This is a genomic window from Phormidesmis sp. 146-33 (genome assembly GCF_052939515.1).
On record NZ_JBJPHU010000116.1, the window covers coordinates 1 to 20,999 of the forward strand.

General features: G+C 48.4%; 19 protein-coding genes. 11 read left to right on the plus strand and 8 right to left on the minus strand.

All coding sequences use genetic code 11. The annotated features are described in order from the left end of the window. Positions 1-764, plus strand: a 764-nt coding sequence (locus ACJ2PR_RS29200) for a hypothetical protein (protein ID WP_446879610.1), incomplete at its 5' end; no start/stop codon positions are given. 451 nt (positions 765-1,215) lie between these two features. Here ACJ2PR_RS29200 and ACJ2PR_RS29205 read toward each other — a convergent pair. Together ACJ2PR_RS29205 and ACJ2PR_RS29210 are read right to left on the minus strand one after the other, a co-directional pair. Then, on the minus strand, positions 1,216-1,422 hold the full coding sequence (locus ACJ2PR_RS29205; RefSeq protein WP_446862175.1) for a hypothetical protein: 207 nt from the start codon (positions 1,420-1,422) through the stop codon (positions 1,216-1,218). 476 nt (positions 1,423-1,898) lie between these two features. Next, positions 1,899-2,210, minus strand: coding sequence for a hypothetical protein (locus ACJ2PR_RS29210; protein ID WP_446862174.1), 312 nt, complete (start codon positions 2,208-2,210; stop codon positions 1,899-1,901). Positions 2,211-3,094: 884 nt separating this feature from the next. Here ACJ2PR_RS29210 and ACJ2PR_RS29215 point away from each other — a divergent pair. Further along, a complete protein-coding gene (locus ACJ2PR_RS29215; protein WP_446879611.1) occupies positions 3,095-3,406 on the plus strand; it encodes a hypothetical protein in 312 nt (103 codons plus the stop codon). 186 nt (positions 3,407-3,592) lie between these two features. Here the strand turns inward: ACJ2PR_RS29215 and ACJ2PR_RS29220 are convergent, their stop codons facing one another. Continuing rightward, entirely contained in the window at positions 3,593-4,315 is a 723-nt protein-coding gene (locus ACJ2PR_RS29220; RefSeq protein ID WP_446879612.1) for a hypothetical protein, read from the minus strand. Between ACJ2PR_RS29220 and ACJ2PR_RS29225 the strand changes: the two genes are divergently transcribed. Beyond that, positions 4,294-4,494, plus strand: a complete 201-nt coding sequence (locus ACJ2PR_RS29225) for a hypothetical protein (protein ID WP_446879613.1) — start codon at positions 4,294-4,296, stop codon at positions 4,492-4,494. The two genes, ACJ2PR_RS29220 and ACJ2PR_RS29225, sit on opposite strands and share 22 nt — an antisense overlap. An 89-nt stretch (positions 4,495-4,583) precedes the next feature. Here the strand turns inward: ACJ2PR_RS29225 and ACJ2PR_RS29230 are convergent, their stop codons facing one another. Together ACJ2PR_RS29230 and ACJ2PR_RS29235 are read right to left on the minus strand one after the other, a co-directional pair. Next, the gene (locus ACJ2PR_RS29230) at positions 4,584-4,883 is read right to left on the minus strand and encodes a hypothetical protein (RefSeq protein ID WP_446879614.1); all 300 of its coding nucleotides are present in this window, start codon (positions 4,881-4,883) and stop codon (positions 4,584-4,586) included. 597 nt (positions 4,884-5,480) lie between these two features. Next, on the minus strand, positions 5,481-6,803 hold the full coding sequence (locus ACJ2PR_RS29235) for a ParB N-terminal domain-containing protein (RefSeq protein WP_446879615.1): 1,323 nt from the start codon (positions 6,801-6,803) through the stop codon (positions 5,481-5,483). A 907-nt stretch (positions 6,804-7,710) separates the two neighbouring features. Here ACJ2PR_RS29235 and ACJ2PR_RS29240 point away from each other — a divergent pair. The 6 genes from ACJ2PR_RS29240 (at position 7,711) to cax (ending at position 17,437) form a co-directional block, all read left to right on the plus strand. Further along, positions 7,711-9,489 carry an HAD-IC family P-type ATPase gene (locus ACJ2PR_RS29240; RefSeq protein ID WP_446879616.1) on the plus strand — a complete coding sequence of 593 codons (1,779 nt, stop codon included), beginning with the start codon at positions 7,711-7,713 and terminating at the stop codon, positions 9,487-9,489. After that, the gene (locus ACJ2PR_RS29245) at positions 9,489-9,971 is read left to right on the plus strand and encodes an HAD-IC family P-type ATPase (protein WP_446879617.1); all 483 of its coding nucleotides are present in this window, start codon (positions 9,489-9,491) and stop codon (positions 9,969-9,971) included. The genes ACJ2PR_RS29240 and ACJ2PR_RS29245 overlap by 1 nt, the downstream gene beginning before the upstream one ends. 1,026 nt (positions 9,972-10,997) lie before the next feature. After that, a complete protein-coding gene (locus ACJ2PR_RS29250) occupies positions 10,998-11,714 on the plus strand; it encodes a formylglycine-generating enzyme family protein (protein ID WP_446879618.1) in 717 nt (238 codons plus the stop codon). Between the two features lie 308 nt (positions 11,715-12,022). After that, on the plus strand, positions 12,023-12,226 hold the full coding sequence (locus ACJ2PR_RS29255) for a Nif11-like leader peptide family natural product precursor (RefSeq protein WP_446870222.1): 204 nt from the start codon (positions 12,023-12,025) through the stop codon (positions 12,224-12,226). 725 nt (positions 12,227-12,951) lie between these two features. After that, a complete protein-coding gene (locus ACJ2PR_RS29260) occupies positions 12,952-15,816 on the plus strand; it encodes a heavy metal translocating P-type ATPase (RefSeq protein ID WP_446879619.1) in 2,865 nt (954 codons plus the stop codon). A gap of 457 nt (positions 15,817-16,273) precedes the next feature. Then, on the plus strand, positions 16,274-17,437 hold the full coding sequence (gene cax / locus ACJ2PR_RS29265) for a calcium/proton exchanger (RefSeq protein ID WP_446879620.1): 1,164 nt from the start codon (positions 16,274-16,276) through the stop codon (positions 17,435-17,437). A 2-nt stretch (positions 17,438-17,439) separates the two neighbouring features. Here cax and ACJ2PR_RS29270 read toward each other — a convergent pair whose 3' ends face one another. Continuing rightward, positions 17,440-17,931: a hypothetical protein gene (locus ACJ2PR_RS29270; protein WP_446871594.1), complete on the minus strand. Its 492-nt coding sequence runs from the start codon at positions 17,929-17,931 to the stop codon at positions 17,440-17,442. Positions 17,932-18,530: 599 nt separating this feature from the next. On the opposite strand from ACJ2PR_RS29270, the gene ACJ2PR_RS29275 reads away from it, so the two are divergent. Continuing rightward, positions 18,531-18,689 carry a type II toxin-antitoxin system HicB family antitoxin gene (locus tag ACJ2PR_RS29275; protein ID WP_446879621.1) on the plus strand — a complete coding sequence of 53 codons (159 nt, stop codon included), beginning with the start codon at positions 18,531-18,533 and terminating at the stop codon, positions 18,687-18,689. Here the strand turns inward: ACJ2PR_RS29275 and ACJ2PR_RS29280 are convergent. Next, positions 18,658-19,680, minus strand: a complete 1,023-nt coding sequence (locus ACJ2PR_RS29280; RefSeq protein ID WP_446879622.1) for a GUN4 domain-containing protein — start codon at positions 19,678-19,680, stop codon at positions 18,658-18,660. The two genes, ACJ2PR_RS29275 and ACJ2PR_RS29280, sit on opposite strands and share 32 nt — an antisense overlap. A 186-nt stretch (positions 19,681-19,866) precedes the next feature. Between ACJ2PR_RS29280 and ACJ2PR_RS29285 the strand changes: the two genes are divergently transcribed. Next, positions 19,867-20,487, plus strand: a complete 621-nt coding sequence (locus tag ACJ2PR_RS29285) for a Uma2 family endonuclease (RefSeq protein ID WP_446879623.1) — start codon at positions 19,867-19,869, stop codon at positions 20,485-20,487. Between the two features lie 51 nt (positions 20,488-20,538). Here the strand turns inward: ACJ2PR_RS29285 and ACJ2PR_RS29290 are convergent, their stop codons facing one another. Next, positions 20,539-20,733 carry a hypothetical protein gene (locus ACJ2PR_RS29290; protein ID WP_446879624.1) on the minus strand — a complete coding sequence of 65 codons (195 nt, stop codon included), beginning with the start codon at positions 20,731-20,733 and terminating at the stop codon, positions 20,539-20,541. Between the last annotated feature and the right edge of the window lie 266 nt (positions 20,734-20,999).

Genomic DNA, 20,999 nt, shown 5'->3' on the forward strand with positions numbered 1-20,999 from the left:
TTATCCTGTGCTTGTATTGTCGTCAGGGCAATTCAAGTTTTCGGATAGGCACTTATTGGATCACATCTGAACCATTGTCTAAAGCGAGTGTGAAAGCCAATTCTTTAAGCATTCCAGCAGATCACGTCTGGGCAGACGCTTCTTCTAATAATCTCGATCGCTTAATTTGCGGGCTTCAACATCAGGGCAAAACGGTGGCTGCGGGGTGCGATTCTGGAAACGTTTCGATCTCGTTTTCCCATCCAAAAAGTTCTGAGCTATTGACAGATGTTGTGATTTCAAGTGATGTGCAGGGATTGGTCGAAGCCATTGCGATCGCTCAACACGCGATGAGTCTGGTCTATCAAAACACAGCAATCATTGTTGCTCCCAATCTCTTGATGCAGATCGGCGGGGGAATGTTCTTGGGCTTAAATCCTGTGTTGAATGTGATTGTAAACAACAGTTCGGCCTTTGTGGCTGAGTTTGTGAATGGGGCGCGTCCCTTTGATCCGCGATCGCGCGATCGTCGTTCTCAAACTTTGAAAGCGATCTCCGCAGGAACGCCCATGTTCAACGCCTTTGCCAACACACTCAATCAGCGCGAACTGGCGAAACGACTGCGGGTGACTTCTCAAGCTTTGACGAGTTGGCGATCAAAGCCCGATTTCTCAACCTGGGCCCAGCAAAAAGATCCCGAAGGAACGCCCTGGCGGTTTGACTCAGCTACAAAATGCTTTTATGCGATCGTCCAGGCAGATTCTCAGCTTCAACCGACACGGTAGGGAGTTTACAGTAGGGAGTTTTCGGTGAAGTTGCATCCATTAAATCTCACTAGCCCCCTTAAAAAGGCTACCGTGTCCACACAAGTCGATCGATCTAGCATCGCCGACAGGCTTCGCCCCCTAAATCCCCCAATCTGGGGGACTTTGAGAAAGAAAGGCTTCTAGAAGGCAAAAAAACTTCTCAGGACTGCAAAGTTCCTCACTCGTGGGGGTTTAGAGGGCTGCCCGGATTAATCACCGTAGCGAAAGTTTCATCGAATTCACGTCTTTTCAAGGGGGCTAGGAGGGATGAAAATCTGTGCCACCCCACCAAGAACGAGGACGAGAATAATCCTGAATTTGCGATCTAAATTTACAATCCTGAATCACTGCAAAAGCAAAAATCCCCCACTTATTAAAGCAGGAGATCTGATTGCAATTTGATTTAGCGGGTTCGATTCTAACTGCTCAACTAGTGTGGTGATTTGCACTCGTTTCCGTAGAGTTTCATTTGGCCATCTGGCATTGTCTGAGTACACCAAACCCCTGCCGACTGCCAAACTCTCATCTGGTGCCAGGAAACCTCGATCGCGCTAAAAGTCAAAAGCAAAGCGATCGGGGGAGCGACTAAAAGAAACGCAAGTCTACGGATGTTGAGAAAATCTGGATGCTCAATCATAACGTCTCCATTGAGTATTGTTGATGGGTATTGTTGAATGGACTGAAACCTGCGATCGGATCTGAAGATAAATCAAATTCGCAAAAGCGAGAGAATGCTTAAGAAGTTTGCCTAGTTCACCTTTTTGTAGGGTCGAGAAAATTGACAGGGTGAGCAGTTCTTTCTTAATTAGAATTAAACCACTTATCCTGATTAAACGAGCAAAACCTTAGATTTTCTTCTCAATGTTCTTGACTTCAGGCTTTGATTAATCACGCGATAAGTAGAGTAGATTGATTGGATCGAAACTATCTAGAAATCGTTACAAAAAAGAACTGATGACTTTAGGATATCACCAGTTCTCAGTAGGCATTTTCGATTCCAGAGTCGTCCTTGGTTGTTAACTTCTATCCCCACTTCAGAAGAGCCGTGAATCAGGATAGAACGTTAAATTAGAATGTTTCGTCTAGCTGAATTTCCTTTACGACTTGACTGTATTAACCGATCGTGACTTCGCGAGGCATTTTATCTTCAGAACCATTCTTTGAGTCGGCCAGATCAGCCTTCGCTTCCGCAATCAGATCTTGGACAGATTCACTCGCTTCTGCAAAGGTGTGTTGTGCTTTATCAAAAACTTCAAACGCCCACACCAAGCCATCTTTAGCAACTGTTCTTGTCGATTCGGAGAGGTTACTTCCGGTCATTGAATCCACCGCACTCACCACAGGAACCATCACAACGGCCCCAACGCCCACCGCGATCGCAGTCAACGGCTCCAGCCCAAACATCAAAGCTTCTAATTCAAACATGGGTCATCAATCTCCATAAATAGAATGAACAAGACGGCACCCACACAGTTATCTACCCTGTAACGATCGACCACTAATATACAAGCCTGATGATGGTTTGTATCGAGGTTTGTGAGGCGTGATCAAGAAAGAATGACGAGGTAGAAAAGTGATGTGAGAAGTCGGTGACAAGAACCAAAAGTTTGTTGAATCTCTTAAAGCCTGGTCACCTCTTTTTTCTTACCGATACCTGAGAGGTAGTTCATTTATAATACCAACAAATTCTGTTTAGAAATCGGTTTCTTGATTTTCTTAAGCTTGCTTAATAATGCAACATTAACCTATCTATCTTTTCTAAAATTGATGGGAAGTTGATGATTAAATCGATGTCGGCAGATCGTGAAGAATAGAGTCTAATCTAATGATCAGATTGAGCACATTCGCACCTAGATCTTAACCATTAGTCTTCGTTAATCCAGGGTTAGGAAGAACTGAATGGAAACTCTTCAAACGGATGGGTTCATTACTCTATAATCCAATTGTATAGAGATGTCTATTCAGTGAATCAAAGCGTGTGAGAGTTTTCGATGTTAATTGAGGTTGCTGGCTAAAAACAAAAAACGTCAGGCATCCAACCTGGCTGATTTTTTAGAGTTGAGGAATAAAACTGTCTTAAGTTTCTAGCTGCCTCGTGACTAATGATCGAATTCTAATCCACCTTTAGCCAACGCCAATTTAGACCTGATCAATAGACTCAATTCGATCGTCTAGATTCAACAAACTAACGCTTAATCAGCCACTATTCTGCTCGAACCTAAAAGCGATCGCAATTGAACGGCGATCGCTTTCTGTTCCCATATTTTTCTACGTTCTCTGACACAAACTTACTCTGGAGGCATCGCACTATGGCATTCATCAAGGTTGAAGATGTCGTGATCAACACGTCCTATATTGCGGCCGTCCGTTTAAAGGGGCAAACTCGTTCTGGTGAGGCAGGCGTGTCGCTGCTAGTTGCGGTGCCGACTGCTTCTTTGCTCCAGCAAGAGGTGCCTTCTCCAGGTCTCTATCACTATGAGTGGCTAGAGTTTACAGGCGAGTCAGCCAAGGCACTTCAGGATTTTTTCAGCAGCTTCAACAATGTGATTGATCTGTTGCCAAAGCGAAGTAATCCCATGCTGGTTAGTCCACCTCATCAATGTGTAGGCGAATCTTCTTGAAAAAGCGATTTCTTTCGCATTCAGCACTGTGTTGCTCAAGGTGAGTGATTTCTTTAACCGTTGTGTGTTGGTTTCTATTTCCCAGAACGCTGAGTTTGACACCCCGGCTGAGTTTGCGATCGAGACGATGGTACTTTACGGCTTTCCCCCAGGGAGAAAAACACCGCCTCGATCAAGCTACAGATTTTAGGGAATGAAGTATTCATAAACGCCCAAGATCACCATGAGCAGTCCCGATAGTACGCCTGCCGAGATTCCGGTCATTTTGGCAGTGAGCCGATCGCCTAGAAAGTATCCAACCACAATCGCCAGAATGCTACATCCAAAGGTCAATATTGTAGTGATGGCAATATTCAAGCCCGAAATACCTGCGCCGACTCCGCTTCCCAGGTTATTGATAGTGAGACCAAAGGCAATGGCGATCGATTCCTTTACGTCGATGTTTCCAGAGCGATCGAGGTCAGCTTTTGCCGGGTCTTCCAAAAATCCTTCATAGGCAATGTCATCTAACAGCGTGGTGTCAGATTGCATCACAGCCGCATCGCCATAGGTTTCGGAATAGTCAGACGAGTGAATTCCCGCCGCAACGAGCGATCGTGTCATCTTTCTAGCTCTATTTTTCTCGCGGGCTTTCTTTTTTTCACGCTCCAATGTGTCCCAGATGCCGATAATGCCAATCACAATCAGCACGCTACTCCCCAAAACATTAGCGACAGGGCCCGGTAGATAGCGACTGATCACATTTCCGACCGAGAGCGAGAGAATGGTTCCTAATGCTGACACAACTGCAATTAACAGGTTACTAAAAATGCCGATCTTGAGTTTTTTAACGCCATAGGCGACTGCAACCGCAAAGTTATCAACGTTTGAGGAAGTAGAGAGGAGGAATGAAGACAGAAGATGAGTCATGGGAATGCTCCGTTGAAGGTGTGAGGAGGAGGGAGGAGGGAGGAGGGAGGAGGGAGGAGGGAGGAGGGAGGAGGGAGGAGGGATGGGTAATGATGGTCTGTGGAGATTACTTTCTAGTGATTGCTCTACCCATTCAAAATCTATCCAAAACCTATTCAAAACCTATTCAAAATTATTGAAGAAGATTTGTTTCGATCGTGAGTCTTGTGGTTGATTAGCAATACTGAACTTTAGATTCTGCGTTCATCGTGCTGTAGCGATCGTATCCTCAGTTGGGTTGCAGAAGCGCTGAACTAACATTGATGCTGGTGGCGAAAATGTCTACAAAAAGTGTCAGAAGTCTGGGTAGTAGTCCCAAAAACAATCTCAAATCAGCCCTCCGACGACCCCAACGACTCATCATCAGCAACACTAGTCCGAGAAAACAGACAACGCCAGCAATCCAGCCTCCCAAAATGCAACTTTCTAACTGCATCTCGTCAGGTAAAGCCAGAAAAACCAGCATTCCGAACATGGCAGATAGTCCAATCCGACCACGGGAGTCTAAATTGTTGAGTGCGTTGAGCAACAGTCCTCGGCTGCCTCTAAACGACGATCGCAGTGAGGAGCGATGCGATCAAGGGGGTGAATTGAGATTCATGGGTTTCGTCCGGGGGGTTATCCAGCACAGCAAGAGCAGCGTCCACAAGTCGAACTAGAAAGCGAGTTGTGACTCTGATCAAAAACTACTGTAGGTCTGAGAAATTACGTGAGAAATTGAGGGGAAAATATCCAAAGCAGATCGCTCATAGATAAATCTGCGCCAGCGCTGGGGGCGAGGGGCAAACAGACTGCTTGAGCCGTGTTGTCACTATTCAGAAACCTGATTAAAACTGCTGAAATGCAGCGAACGTTTTTAACAAATGCCAAAGGCAGTCTGGGTAGGCTGGTCGATCAAGTAAAGAGACCAATCAGAATGAAACGTTTATAAAAAAGCTTTGATAGCGGTAGCTTTGCAGTGCCCAAATGGGGGAGTCACTTGCTATTAAGTATTAGTCTACCCCAAAGGTTGAGGAGGAAAGTAAAAGTTTTGTGAAGAACATTCCCAGATAAGAGAGAATCATCACCTTTAATCAATATCTCTCTCTTTTATCGCCCTACTGGATTAGGTTTTATTAGAAATGAACTAGATGTCAACCTTTTTAGCTGATTTTCCTGTCCATTTTCTCCAGCGATCGAGCGATCGACTCATGCGTTCTGGCTGATCGTCTCCGGCAAAGCAGATTCGTTCTAGGCGCTCACAGGCAATCAGCACTTCACCCTCGCCCAAGGTGGGATTGATTACAAAATTTCCAGGCTTGGTGTAAAGGCTGACCAGATAGGTGACGATGCCCTCAATTCCTTCAACATTGATCGATTGTTCAGGCTTGAGAATCGGATGATGAGAGAAAATGGCGATATAGAGCTTGCCCACTAACAATTCAAATCGAAACGGCATTCGCTGCTGTTGACACAGTTCAAAGATTTTGCCTTCGGAGCAGATTACAGCGACAATGCGGGCTTCGTCGGCGAGATAGTCATGCTGCCAGCGATCGGGCGTGATGATGGCCAAAGCAGCATCCGACGGGAGGCGATCAATAAAGTCTTCGCTGGCCGTGTCGCCACAGTAGACCAAATGCCTTTCAAGTAGCCACTCATCTCCGATCTGAATTTCAGGGGTGGGGTGATCAGAGACGATCGCCTCTTTGCGCTGAGATTTGCGAGTGGCTGACCTGGCGGCTTTTTCGGCTTCGGTGCTGCGAAGGGCGACGAGTTGCAGTTCTTTTTGTTTGGCTCTGGCGGCGGCGGCGATTTTGGCTTGCTCGTCTGCTTCGGCTTGTCGGCGGTGGGCGGTGGCTTCTCGCAGGGCTTGTTCGGCCTGTTCGGCGCGTTTGCGATCGTCGCTCCCGGCTCTGGCCACTTTGAGCAGCGCTTTGGGACTTTTGGCGATCGCCGTTCCTCGCAGTTCTTGTTTGATCTCTGGCGCAATGTCTCTGGCGATCTGTTTGCCTTGCTGAAAGGTACGATCGTTGTAGCCTGTCTCTTTGGCCAATTCCAGCGTGGTTTTGGGAGGGGGTGAACCGGGTACACTGCCTCGCTGAGTATATTGATTGTCTCCTGATCGGGCCCGCAAGCCCAAGCGATCGAGGATCTGGTCGCGTTCTAGCCAAAGCTCTGCGCGTTCGAGGGCTTCTAGCTCGTTGCGGATCAGATTTTCGTCAATCTCAGCTAAACGGGTACGATCGTGGTCGGTGTAGTTAACGACGTTGCATTCAATTTCGGTAAACCCCAGCAGTCGGCAAGCGGTGAGGCGATGGAGTCCTGCAATCAGAGTAAGATTTTGATCGAGCGTGATGGGATTTAGCAGTCCATTTGTTTGGATCGATTGCATCAGTTCAGATACTTTTTGATCCTTCAGGGCGCGTCGGTTTTGCCCGATGGTGACTTTATCGATCGCGATGAGAGACATAAGTGGACGGGGTTTAAGGGTTTGTTAAGGCGCTCAGGTCGGCAAAGACGGTGAGGGCGGGACTGTTTAATGAATCGGTTGTCGAGGTCAGGATTTCTTATTCTTCTACGGTAGCGCCCATTTAATCATTCGATCAAGGAATCGCAAAACTCATCTCTGGACGGTGTTCATAATGGATTAGACGGGAATTTTTAATGCTTAGACAATATAGCAGATTGCTCGATCGGGCGAAACCCTCCAAGGCGTTGGTGATTGGAGGGATGAATACGTGGGAAGTGTCAATCTTTTCGCCCCCTAAATCCCCCAAAATTGGGAGACTTTGAACCTTGGATTTCCCGCCGCTTTGGGGCAATTCATCCCACGATTCAGCAATGCCCCCTCTAATAACGCTTGACCAAATTCAACTTCATGGTAGTGTCAAAGGAAGGTTAGGCAAAATTTTAATCTTTGATTCAGCATTTTCGCTTCTTGAAGTCTCTACAGCACGATCAGTTTGCCTCAGCTACAGTCCTCAAAATCCACTGTAAGGTAGTACTTCGGCGTTGCTGAATAGAGGAATGATTCGCCCTCATCCCCAACCCTTCTCCCCCAGGAAAAGGGAGCTAGAACGCTTGTCTCATCCGCTTTTGGGAGAGGGTGAGGGCAGGTTTAGAAATTCATACCCGAATTCAGTAACGCTTCATGATGAATGGGTATTCTGACTCTAGTTTTTACCTTACGAAATACTTTTTGGCAGTTCCCTTTACGATCGCCACCAGACGCGACTCATCCCCACCAGATCAAGCCGATGATGTAATAATCAGCCTTGAGGGGCTTGTCTAAATGAATTGCGTTTGACAGGCTACTTTCAGCGACAAAATTAAAAAATTGTTAATTAACACAAGGCAACGATGCCAATTTAAACCTTATGGCTATCAAAACCATTGATGCTGTTGTCAAACCGATTTCTTCCGCTTCGCAGTCCGTTTGCTATCAAGTTGCCCATAGGGTTCCGGGGCGGGTGCGGATTAAAGTTCCTCGTGTAAGCAGCGATGCGGACTATGCTCACAAGCTCAACTGGTTTGTCGAATCATTAAACTTTGTGACCAGCGTTCGGATTAATTTTTTAGCCAGTTCTGTTGTAATTTACTACCAGGTCGGCGTTGACAGCGAGACGGTACAGGCCTCTTTGGTAAAAGCATTAGAGCGAGCCAGCACCGAAGAAATTCCGCTAGAAGCGATCGTCACCAAAACAGAGCTTCGTCCTGAAATTGACTGGCTAGAACGGTTGGGGTTGCCCATGACAAGTTTGGGCGTGGCGCTATTGGTGCAGCAGTTAGCTTTACCGATTCCAGGATTGCTTTTGGGCGGATTGGTGACAGCGGCCGCATTGCCCTTCTTAATGCGAACCGTAGACACCACAATCAAAGAAAAACGGCTGGATGCAGACATCCTGGATGCCTTGTGGATTACGCTCTACACCGTCAAAGGAGACTATGTAGCACCCGCGCTGATGGTGAGTTTGATGGAGTCGGGCGAAGCGCTGAGAGACACGACAGGACGATCGCACGAGCGGCAGATTCTCGATTTGTTTAGCGGGCTGGACGCTTACGCACGAGTCGAGCGATCGGGACAAGAACAGCGCATTCCCCTCGAAGAACTCCAACTGGGCGATCGGGTGATCGTCTACCCCGGAGAGCGCATTCCTGCCAGTGGGCGGGTGTTTCGCGGCATGGGACTGGTCGATGAACATGAACTGACCGGAGAATCGACGCTGGTTTCTCGCTCCGAAGGTCAAGTCGTCCATGCTTCGACGCTGCTCCTCGAAGGCAAGCTTTGTGTCCTGGTCAAGCGCGTTGGCAAAAATACGCGAGTCGGTCTCACGGTGCAACTTCTACAACAGGCTCCCGTTCATGACACCCGCGTTGAAGATTACGCTGCAAAATTGGCGAATATGGCGATCGCGCCCACGTTGACATTAGGCGGACTGATCTTTGCGCTGACAGGCGATGTCTCTCGTGCGCTGGCTCCGCTGCATCTAGACTTTAGTCATGGAATTCGGCTCTCAGTGCCGACGACGGTGCTTTCGGCTCTCACCTACGCTGCCCGTAATGGGATTTATATTCGCAGCGGCCGGGCACTAGAAGTTTTGTCTCGCATGGATACGATCGCCTTTGACAAAACGGGCACGCTCACCCAGGGAAATGCGGCTGTGGTTGCGATTCAGACGGCTCACCCCACCATTTCAGAAGAGGATGTATTGAGGCTGGCGGCTTCTGTTGAGCAAGAAAATACCCATCCCGTTGCCAAAGCCATTCTGCGCTACGCTGCCTCCAAAGAAATTCAAGCCCAACCCTGCGAAACCTGGGACTACCGCATCGGACTGGGAATTGTCGCCGTAATCGAGGGAGAACAAATTTTGGTGGGCAGTCCGCGCTTGATGCGTCAGGAAGGGGTAGAAACCGGAGACATCGATCGCCGCTATCCCAACCTCAATCACCATTCTCTCGTTTATGTCGCCAAAGCAGGCAGCCTGTTGGGAGTGATTGCCTACACCGATCCATTGCGTCCAGAAGCGGTCAAAGTTGTGCCACGTCTGCAAAGTGAAGGGATCGACACCTTTATGCTCACGGGTGACAATCAGGGCGTTGCTGAAGACGTGGCAACCAAACTGGAATTTCGGTTCACAAAACCTATGCGGAAGTGATGCCCCAGGGCAAGGTTGAGACGATTCAACGGCTACAAAGCAATGGGCGTGTCGTGGCGTTTATTGGAGAAGGCATTAATGATGCGGCGGCGCTGGCTCACGCAGATGTGGCGATTTCCTTTGCGACGGGCAATGATTTGGCACGAGAAACGGCTGATGTCGTGCTGCTAGACGACGATTTGTGCGGGATTACCCATGCGATCGCCATTGCCAAACGAGCGATGGATATTGTCTATCAAAACACTGCGATCGTGGCGGTTCCTAATATTAGCGTCGTGCTGGCTGGCATTGTCTTTGCGCTCGATCCGATTTTGGGTGTGATTATCAGCAACGGCTCGATGTTGCTTGCCGAGTTAAATAGTTTTCGTCCGCTATTTGATCCGGGTCAAGATCCCTTTGCCAAGGAGTTTGATGTCAAGAAACCAGAGCCAAAACAATTGCCCTCGATCGAGATAAAACCTGGGACGGTAGCGATCGCGTGAAAAATTGGATACCACTAGTTGGACACTACAAATTGGACGTTACTCAATGGAGAATTGGGTCTGCATCATAGTCGCAAGAATAGTAGTTACAACATAAAGTAGACCTGAATTCGATAGAGTAGACCTCCTGCACGAATACTCTACCCTCACCCTAGCCCTCTCCCCAAGGAGAGGGAACAAGAGAAAACAAGAGAGTCTGGCTCTCTTCTCCCCAGGGAGAAGGGTTGGGGATGAGGGCGATTCTGATTCACGCAGGAGGTCTAGTTTTCGGCTTCATTGCTGAGAGCTTCTGCTCCCCCAACCCCCGATTCTGGACGACTTTCCAGACTTCTAGTTCAAGGGGTTTCTTAGGAAATGCTTTTGGTGCCCACTTGAGTGAGTCGTTTTGGATCATTGCTCATCGTCTATGGTCATGGTGGGAAGTCTGCACCATTTGAAAAGCGCTGTTAAGAGTTGGGGAGGCAATTTAAAAAAGAGCTTATTCTAAGGGCATCACTCCTCACCCTTAAGCCGCCATGCCTCGATGTCCTGTTTGTCAAACAAAAGTAGACGGCCAGAGCAATCGCTGTCCCTCTTGTGATTGGGAGCTTCAGGCGTTACCCTTTTTGATCGGTCTGGTGCCCGAAGTCGTTCAAAAAGAAGCCACCCGACTGGAGTGGGCAAAACAACTCTGGAAATCCGCCAAATTGCACGTCCTTCAACTTCAACAAATCCAGCGCCAGCTTCAAGAAAGTCACGATCGAGCCAAACATCTCCAAGCCCAATTAGACCAGGCGCTGTACGAAAACACAACCTGGGCAGAAACCCTACGCGAACGAGAAACGATCGTCGTTTATTTACAAAACCAATTCGCCCAACTCCAGTCCAAACAAGACCAATTCATCCAAACCCTAAACACGCCGCCCCTGCCTCCTTCTCCTCCCTCCTCCCTCCTCCCTCCTCCCTCCTCTCTCCTCTCTCCTCACCGACCCGATCGCCGAAACCATTTCTCTCGACACGATCGCCCTCCCCGGCGGCAGTTTTTGGATGGGGTCACCCGATACCGAAGCCGAGCGAGACAGGAACGAAAGTCCGCATCACAAAGTGATCGTGGCTCCCTGCGCGATGGGGAAATTTCCGGTGACGCAGGCTCAGTGGCGAGTCGTCGCAGCCCTGCCCAAAATCAACCGATCGCTCAGTCTGTGTCCTTCTAACTTTGAGGGAGACGATCGCCCCGTTGAGCAAGTGTCCTGGTATGACGCAATCGAGTTTTGCGATCGACTTTCAGCGCACACCGGGCACCTTTACCACCTCCCCAGCGAAGCCGAGTGGGAATATGCCTGCCGCGCCGGGACGACCACCCCCTTTTATTTTGGCGACACGATCAGCCCCGATCAAGCCAACTTTGACGGCAACTACACCTACGGTAACGGCTTATCGGGTGCATATCGGCAAGAAACCACGGCGATCGGCACCTTTCAAACGCCTAACGCTTTTGGATTCTATGACCTGCACGGCAACGTTTGGGAATGGTGCGCGGATCACTGGCACGAAAATTATGAGGGCGCTCCCCTGAATGGTCAGCCTTGGGAAGATGAAGACGGCGGCACTTATCGGATTTTGCGAGGCGGCGCATGGTACTGTCTACCGGGATTATGTCGATCGGCGCAGCGACACTGGAATCAGCCCGACACGGGAGGCAGCGGCATTGGATTTCGAGTGGCGCGATCGCTGCAAGTAAATCGTGAGGGATCGCTTCAATAATTCGGCGTTTTTAGCCAGTTGCTTCAAGAAACTTCACTGTATCTTAAGACTAGGTGCGATAAGATTTCAGTATTCTTCTAACCAATCACAAAAACGGTTCTCAACAATGCTTGTTTGGGGTTAGAAGGATTGTTCCAGGTTTTCGATTAGCGCTTCTAATTCGTTTTATTGTGATGTCAAATGACCGTCTCATTTGATTCATTTTGCTGCATCACAAGCATGATAGAAAAGCACGCTGACCTGGCACCTAGAACGAGTTTACAGACTGCTTGACGAGAGAAAATTGACGAGAAAACAGCGAGGTCATCGTGTCAAAACAGGTAGAGCAATTTCATAAGCTGGTGTTACGCAATCGAGTCTTGACCGAAAGACTAAAAGCCGCCGCCGATCGACCGAGTTTTGTGCATTTAGCAGTCCAGATCGGCAAAGAAAACGGCTATAACTTCACCCATCAAGAAGTCGAAAAATATGTCGATCGTCACTTCTTGTTATTGATGAGCCAGTTTTCTTAGTTTTTTGACGATTACCATTGCAAAACCTCTCTACAGAGCATTCACAAAGTTGTAGAGTTCAGATTCACAAACGCTTCAAGAAGCTTATCGTAGTCATTTGCAAAACTGGTATCACGATTGTCTATCGAGTCTTCATAAAGATTCCATTTTTCAATTCCAGAGTTTGTTGTAGACTCATGGTTAATTGAGATTTAAATCGTAAGCAACAGCTTTGAGCGATTAATAACTCGATTAATAACTCAACGTCTTTTGTTAACTCAATGTCTTTTGTTAGCTCAATGTCTTTTGTTAGAGATTCAGGATACTTTCGAGACTCAGCGATCGACTAGAGAACGCTGTCAGGCTTCACACATTCAAGACTACGAGTTTGGGCGTTGCTGATTGGAGGGATGAATCTGTGAGAAGTGTCCATCTTTTCGCCCCCTAAATCCCCCAAAAATGGGGGACTTTGAACCTTGGGTTTCCCGCCGCTTTGGGGCAATTCATCCCCTGATTCAGCAACGCCCAAGACTACGAGTTTGAATCATCGGCTTAAGCGCCTTCTGGGGAAGTGTCTTTAGTCGAGTTCTCAAACGAACGATCGCATTCATCAGAACAGCACTCTCGATGACGGCGATTGCTTCACAGCATGTATTTAGCTTTTCTATATTCCGCTTTCCTACATTCGGCTTTCCTAGCACTGATGCAGGTTTGCTCACTCACTCATCCCAAGTTAGGAGAATCTCATGGTTGCTGCATTTGCGACAGACTCATTTGTAACCGTTGAAAACATACATTACGAAATTGTGCATTGGATGCCTGGACGGTTCCGCATTCGGATTCCCCGCCTCTCCAGGGATGAGGAATATGCTCAAAAGCTCAAATATCTGGTCGGCTCTCTCAGCTTTGTCAACGAAACGCGCATCAATCCGGCAGCAAATTCCTTAATTGTCGAATACCAACATCAAAACAGCGCGGCTCAGATTGCGATCGTTCAAGAAAAGCTGTTTCGGATGATTCAAGATGCGCCTCAGACTGCGGTTGATATGGCGCTAGTTGCTGCGGCTTGTGAAGACAAAAAAGCTAACAATGAGATTGATTGGGTAGAACGATTAGGCTTTCCCGCAGCAGGTTTGATTCTCAGTCTGGCTGCGATGGCTGGTGCACCGATTCCGCCGCTCTTGATTGGAGGTGTGGTCTTTGTGGGTGCCATTCCGGTCTTCAAACGCGCCTGGGAAGCGATCGAGCAAGAACAACAGTTAACCATCGACTTTTTGGATGGATTAGCGATCGCACTGCACACCGCCACAGGTCACTTCTTTGCACCTTCCTTTATGTTGGGTCTGGTCGAAGGGGGCGAGGCGATTCGCGATATGACGGCGCGCGGTAGCGAACGGGCATCCCTGGATCTGCTTGACTGTCTGGGCAAGACGGCCTTTGTAATTCGAGATGGTCAGGTGGTTGAGATTCTCACTCAGGAAGTGATTGTAGGCGATCATGTGGTGGTCTATCCCGGTGATCAAATTCCGGTTGATGGTGTAGTGCTAGAAGGAACAGGCATCCTCGACCAGTGCAAACTCACAGGGGAATCGGTTCCGGTGACGCGCACGATCGGAGAAGAAGTCTTTGCCTCGACGCTACTAGTAGATGGTACTTTGACCATTTTGGCCGAACGCTGCGGTAACAACACTCGTGCAGGAGTAATTGTCAACTTAATGCAGGCGGCACCTGTGCATGACACACGGGTTGAAAACTACGCGGCATCCGTGGCAAACCAGATGGTAATTCCGACCCTGTTGATCGGGGCTGGTGTAGGGCTGGCGAGTGGAAATTTGAATCGAGCGATCGCCCTGCTCACACTAGACTTTGGAACTGGAATTCGGGTTTCTGTGCCAACTACAATTCTTTCAGTTCTCACCTATGCCGCTCGTAATGGAGTGCTGATTCGGAGTGGTCGAGCCATTGAAATCTTGGCAAAAATCGACACTGTAGTTTGTGACAAAACCGGGACGCTGACGATCGGACATGCAGGCGTGAATGACATTGATGTTATGGTGGACAACTTCACCAAAGACGAAATTCTCTGTTATGCTGCCAGTGCCGAAAAAGGCTTGACCCACCCAATTGCAGAAGCGATCGTTCACCATGCCAAAGACACGGGCGTGGCGCTCAAGGAATGCGAAGAGTGGGAATATAAGGTCGGTTTGGGTGCGGTTGCCAAGATTGACGGCATGACAATTCTAGTCGGCAGTCCGCGCTTTATGAAGCAGGAAAATGTCGATTTAGAACCCTATGGCATTCGCTATCCCGATGGACTTGCGGGCGGACAGTCGCTTGTTTATGTCGCAGGGGATGGACAGCTACTCGGCGTAATTCGCTACAGCGATCCCCCTCGTCCCGAAAGTAAGGAAGTGATTCGTGAACTCAAGCGGATGGGCATTACGGTTCACATGCTGACGGGGGATGTGACACGGGTCGCCCACTCGATCGCTAACAACCTTGGCATCAATCCCAAACACGTCTACGCAGAAGCTTTCCCTGAGAAGAAGGTAGAAGTGGTCAAAGCGGTACATGATAGCGGCAAGACGGTAGCATTCTGTGGCGATGGGATCAATGATTCGGCGGCTCTGGCTTATGCAGATGTGTCGATCTCCTTTGCAGGTGCCACAGATATTGCGAGAGAAACGGCGGATGTGGTCTTAATGGAAGATGACCTGCGCGGCTTAATGATGGCGGTCAAATGTGCCCGACAAGCAATGGATATTATCTGGCAGAACACGGCGATCGTGGCTGCTCCTAACTTAGGCGCTCTGCTTTCCGGGATCTTCTTTGCGCTCGATCCACTACTAGCCGTCGTGATCAACAATGGAACGGCAATTCTGGCAGAACTCAATGGTCTACGTCCACTGATGGGCCCTGGTAGCGAGATTCCAATGGGACACCAACTCAGCGCTGCCGAAATCGCGGATGAAGAACAACGGCTCAAAGATGTGGCAGAACATAATCTCAGTCAAGCAAAACCAACCGCTCCCACTGCTAAGAGTGACGTTGTAACCGTTGATGTGAGTTCTGTTGCGATTACCACCTCCAACGGTCATGGGAACCCGAAGAATATAGAAACGGTAATCAGCACAAATGGCAAAGTCGATTCCGTAATTCCTGCTACCTCCAACGGTCACGGAACTACAAATGGTAACGGTCAGGGCCTCGTGAAAGAAATAGAAGCGATCGTACCTTCCACAACCAACAAACCTGCTGATGATCTGGTCGTTCCTTCTACCTCCAATGGTCATCAGATTGCCCAAGACATTGATGCAGTAGTGATCACAAGCTCCAGCGAAGTATCTTCACCCCGACTTCCCGCGCCTCTGGGCAGGATGAAACAATCTGACCTGGCAAGACGGTTTGGCATTGCGACTCAAAGCTTAACTCGTCAGCGATCGAGTTCTGACTTTACGACCTGGAGCCAGTCCAAAGATCCTGAAGGCATTGCCTGGTTTTATGAGCCAGCCACCAAATGCTACTACACGATCGAAGTTGAGCGTCATGTGCAAATCAACAGTCCGATTGATCAAGCCCGAAACAGCGGGAGGACAGCGATCGAGGTTTAATCTCTAAAACATTTTGGCCCTTAGAGGATGTTTGAAAAGCATCAAATCGTCTGGAGATCCCCCCAGCCCCCTTAAAAAAGCTGCCGTGTACACACAAGTCGTTATCGCTTCGTTTCAGGCGGCTTCAGCCCCCTAAATCCCCCAGTCTGGGGGACTTTGACCAAGGAAAGATTTCCAAAGTTCAAAGCCAGGACGACGGCTCAAAGTCCCCCATTTTTGGGGGATTTAGGGGGCGAAGGATCTCAGCAATGACAGATCGATCGACGTGTGTGTACACGGCAGCCTTAAAAAAGGGGGAACAAGCCGTCAAAGTCCCTTTTGAAGGGGGATTTAGGGTATCGAAACTCTGAAACGTTAGAAGAAACACTTTTCAAACATCCTCTTAGACTTTGAGAGTTTAGGGGCTGTTTTTGACATGCCAGGAGGAAGGTCAGAGACTCGGCAATAGGAATGTACCATGACTCAAAAAATACAGCCAAACTTTAGTGAAGAAGACGCGATCGCTCATCTAGAGTGGGCGAAAACGATGTCACGCAAAGACCGCTTTTTGCTGCAAATGTTGGTGTTTGTGCCGATTTGTTTAACTCTGGATTGGGCCCATGCTGATCCGATGGTGGTGTTTATCACAGCAGGGCTGGCGATTATTCCTCTGGCTGCCTGGATTGCTAACTTTACGGAAGCGATCGCAACCGTCATTGGTTCCTCGTTCAGCGGTTTGTTGAATGCTAGTTTTGGTAACGCGACGGAATTAATTGTCTCGATCGTGGCACTGCGGGCAGGCATGATTGATGTTGTGAAAGCAAGTTTGGCAGGTTCGATTATTGCTAATCTGTTAGTCGGGTTGGGCATTTCGTTTTTACTAAATGGTGTGCGGTTTAAAAAGAAAGACGTACAGGTGAATCTGCGCCGCGCCAATGTTTCTCGCCTTAATGCGGGGTCACTGAACCTGGCAGTCATGTTCCTACTCACACCTGCCGCCCTGCAATTCACCTCAAGAACGCTGAATATTGAAGTTCACAATCGCCTTTCTTACACGGCTTCAATTCTATTGCTGTCGTTTTATGCGTTGATGCTGCTGTTCTCAATGCGGACACACAAGTATCTCTTTGAACAAGAAGAAGATGCCGAACCAGAGGGCTATGGCAATGAAGTAAGCGGGAAGAAGTTTCTCTGGGTGAATGCTGGTTTGCTGTTGGGTTCAACGATCGTTCTCCTCTTTGTCTCTGAGGTGCTAGTCAGCAGTTTGCAGACGGCCTCCGAAACGCTGGGATTGACCAATCTATTCATGGGTGTGATTGTCTTACCATTGTTTGGGGCGGCGGTGGAATACATTACTTGCGGGGTTTGCGCCTTCAAAAACAAAGTCGATTTAGCGGTGTCGGTCGCGATCGGTTCCAGTCTGCAAATTGCCTTGTTTGTTGCCCCGATTTTGGTCTTGGTGGGCTGGTTTATTGGTCAGCCGATGAATCTAGCCTTTGACACCTTTTCGCTGGTTGGCGTGGGCATTACGGTGGTGATGACAAATTCGGTGAGTACCGATGGTCGGCACAACTGGCTAGAAGGCGTTTTGTTGCTGATGACCTATGCTATGTTGGGCACCGCATTTTACCTGCATCCCTGACCTCACTGGCGAGACTGAAGAATCTTTGCGCCAATGTTGATTTGAACTAATCGATACAGTTCATCTGAGGGTTTAGTGGGGGTTGGGCCGCCTAAAAATCCCATCACATTTCTCACCACTTGAATCGGGGTCATAATCAATCCCCAGGGAATGCCCCACCAGCCCACAAACAGCGAAAGCAAGCTGTCTTTTAATTGTTCAATGCGTCCACACTTTCGGCAGCAAATGTGAGGTCTGCTACTCCAAGACGTTAGCACCAATGCTGACCAGACGCGATGAGAGGTGTGAGCATCGACTGGCCCCTGTCCTTTGCAGCGCGGGCACGCACTCTGATGCAACAGTCTGACTTGCTCTCTCAAATGGTCTTCAGGGATCTCCTGTGCGGCAACCAGCGAGTAGCCATTTTGCTGACATCTGCGATTACAAAACCGATAGCCATAAGCTTGAGTGCCGCCAAATAGAATGTTGGTTCCACAGTAGTCACACTTCGCCATGTTGCCCTCTCATTCGATGTTCAAAATCGCCCACTACTCTAGCAGACGACTTCAATCCGTCAAGCGTTGTTGGTCTGCAAAGTTTTCAGAGTAGCCATCTTCTCGCCACTCACGTAAGAATCAAGCTTCGTGATCATTGCTCGATCGATTCTCCATCGTCCGGACTCTAAAGGGGTGGGTCGTCATGCCAAACATCAGAGGCGCTTCCCTATTCAACAAGTTTCACCCATTGCAAAGGGGCAGGTTCAGAGAGTGAAGTCCATGTTCTTTCAATGAGGCTTGTTTAGCCAGGGAACGCGAAGGGCTTGAACGAGAGATTCGATCGGCGGGGGATTAGTGAGATCCAAGGCTCGTTCAGGCAAAAGCTGCGATCGCTCAGGCAGATCTAATGTTCGTTCAAGGCAAAAGCTGTATTTGTTCGCCCGGAAGTTGTGTTTGCCTGCCCGAATCCTATGTTTGGCTGCCCATTCATAAGTTTTGCTTCAAGAGAAGTGAGTTTCGCTTAAACGTTTCTAATATTCACGCAGCCTTCATCATGGAGTGAACGAAGATGAGTAAATACCGTCGCGCCAGAACTTTATATAATTTCTTCAAAATCTATGTCTTATCAAATCAATGTTGTGATCGAGAAAGATGTGAGTGGCTACTATGCCTACTGCCCTCAGCTTAAAGGTTGTCAAACTCAAGGAGACACCCTGGAAGAAGTGCAAGCCAACATCAAAGAATTCACAAGTCTCTGCGCGAGAGAAGAGAATTAACACCGAAACCAACCCACCTAACCATTAACCCTCTCCATCCTACAAACCCAACAAAAAACACCCAAGGCAAGTGTCCTTTAGGTGTGGAGGTGTTGAAGGTTACACCATCCTCCAGGTAAGTTATCCACTGTTTTTTCACGCGCCATCCAACCAGATCGCCAAACTTTTCCCAGTTGCCGTTATATGTCGTTGGTTTGCCGCATTCCTGCCAAATTTGCTTTTGTACACTAAAGCCAAACTTTCCTTCACTGTATTCCACCCACAGTTGATCGATCGTCCGTAAATCCTGACGCGGGAATTGCTGCACGTCTTTCTCCCGCAACCAGCCTTCTGTCTGCCGCTCCATTGCTACACACATCACTCTTAATGTTTCTCGATCCGCTTCCTGCCATTTGCCAGCTTTCAGCATGTCTCGCAGTGGCTTATAGTCAATTCCTTTTTCTGAGGACAAGTTATCTTCGATTAGGAGACGTTCCATCACAGGAGGTTTTGACAACGGTGCGATTACCATAGAGCGCAACTCCAAAGGAACCGATGCTTTCTTGTGTTGAGCAATCTTCTCGACCGCGACACGAATTCCCTGCGCTACATTCATCAAGGCTGCATCCTCGTTTTCCCACAACGTCACTGGACGCGCATCTTTGGGAAACGCCTGCAATTTACCAAACGGTGCGCCTTGCCAATCTACCGGACGCAAAATCACCGGAATTACACAGGCTTCTCCCGCTTCGTGACGCTGCATCGCCTGTTGCAGTTCATTTCCCCAGCAATAGTCTGAATTGAGAAACGACGAACTAATCAGCAGCAGAATAATGTCGGCCGCATTCAGGTTCGCGTCAATTTCGGTTGCCCATTCTGCCCCTGCACCAATCTGGCGATCGTGCCAATCCTGAATGACCTGATGCCGCTTCAAGATGCTCAAATGCTCAGACAGCTTATCTCGCAGGGCTTCATCTTTGTGAGAGTAGGAAAAGAATACGGTCACTGACATAAGCAACGGAAATTAGGGGGATTAGCTGAATTGTAACCCTCCCCACTCGTGCTTTAGGCGGTACGATCGTGTAATAAGTGACAGAATCGTATAATAAATTATCGAAAAGAAGTATTCTTTTGCTTGGATTTTCTAGAATGTATCAGTCCTGTCGAATGAACGACGATCGCGCCCAGAGGTTATCCCATGATGCAAGCCCTACAACAACCTATCAGCTTTGATGAGTTTATCGCCTGGTATCCAGAGAACTCAGACACTCGGTACGAATTACGCAATGGAGTTATTGTCGAGATGCCAAAAGCGAGAGGCAAGCATTCAGATATCGGAGGATTTCTTGTGATTGAAGCAGGAATCTTGATTCGACAATTCCAACTCCCTTATTTTGTTCCCAAAGAATGCGTAGTTCGCTCAGAGGATGGAGAGTCTGGTTATGAACCGGATGTGATCGTGCTGAATCGGCAAACGATCGAGGATGACCCCAGATGGGCAAAGGAGTCGGTGATTACGAAAGGGCAATCCGCCGCGCTAGTCATTGAAATCGTCAGCACCAACTGGCGGGATGACTATCACAAAAAATTCGCTGACTATGAAGCGCTCGGTATCGCGGAGTATTGGATCGTCGATTATTTAGGACTGGGCGGCAGACGCTATATTGGCTCTCCAAAACAGCCGACGCTTTCTGTTTATCAGTTAGTTGAAGGGGAATACGAAGAACAGCAGTTTCGAGGCAACGCTACGATCGTTTCCCCCACTTTCCCAAATTTGACCCTGACGGCTGAACAAATCTTTGCGGCAGGACAGATGTGAACCTGGAAAGGCTGATTAAGGGCTAATTCTGAAGTTACACACCGCTGATCTCTAGCGCTTTCCACCCCAAAATAGATTCATCACTTGCACTTGCAGTTCGGTAAATAGCTCGATCGCCCAGACCACGATTGTTTCTCGCACCACTTCAACTAAAAAGTCTGTAACTATCTGAGTGATCAATTCAGCAATAAACCCAGCCATAATTTCGGCGATCGCTTCGGCTAACCAGACAATAACTCCACTCATACAAACTGCTCCAGGAAGACGGTTTGCTAGAAATTATAGAGCGGATGCAACCTCAGATCAATTTCAGATCTATTTCACGTTACATCCGCTATTGATATCACCCTGAGCGACGATTTGAGAACCAGCGAATAAACAGTTTCTCAAGCTCAATCCAGACAAAGATCAACGCACTAAAGCCGACACAAACCATCAATTCTGTGAAACTCAGATAATCAATGGTTCGGACAGTTTTTAGTTGAGGGGATGGACAAGAAAGCTATCGATCC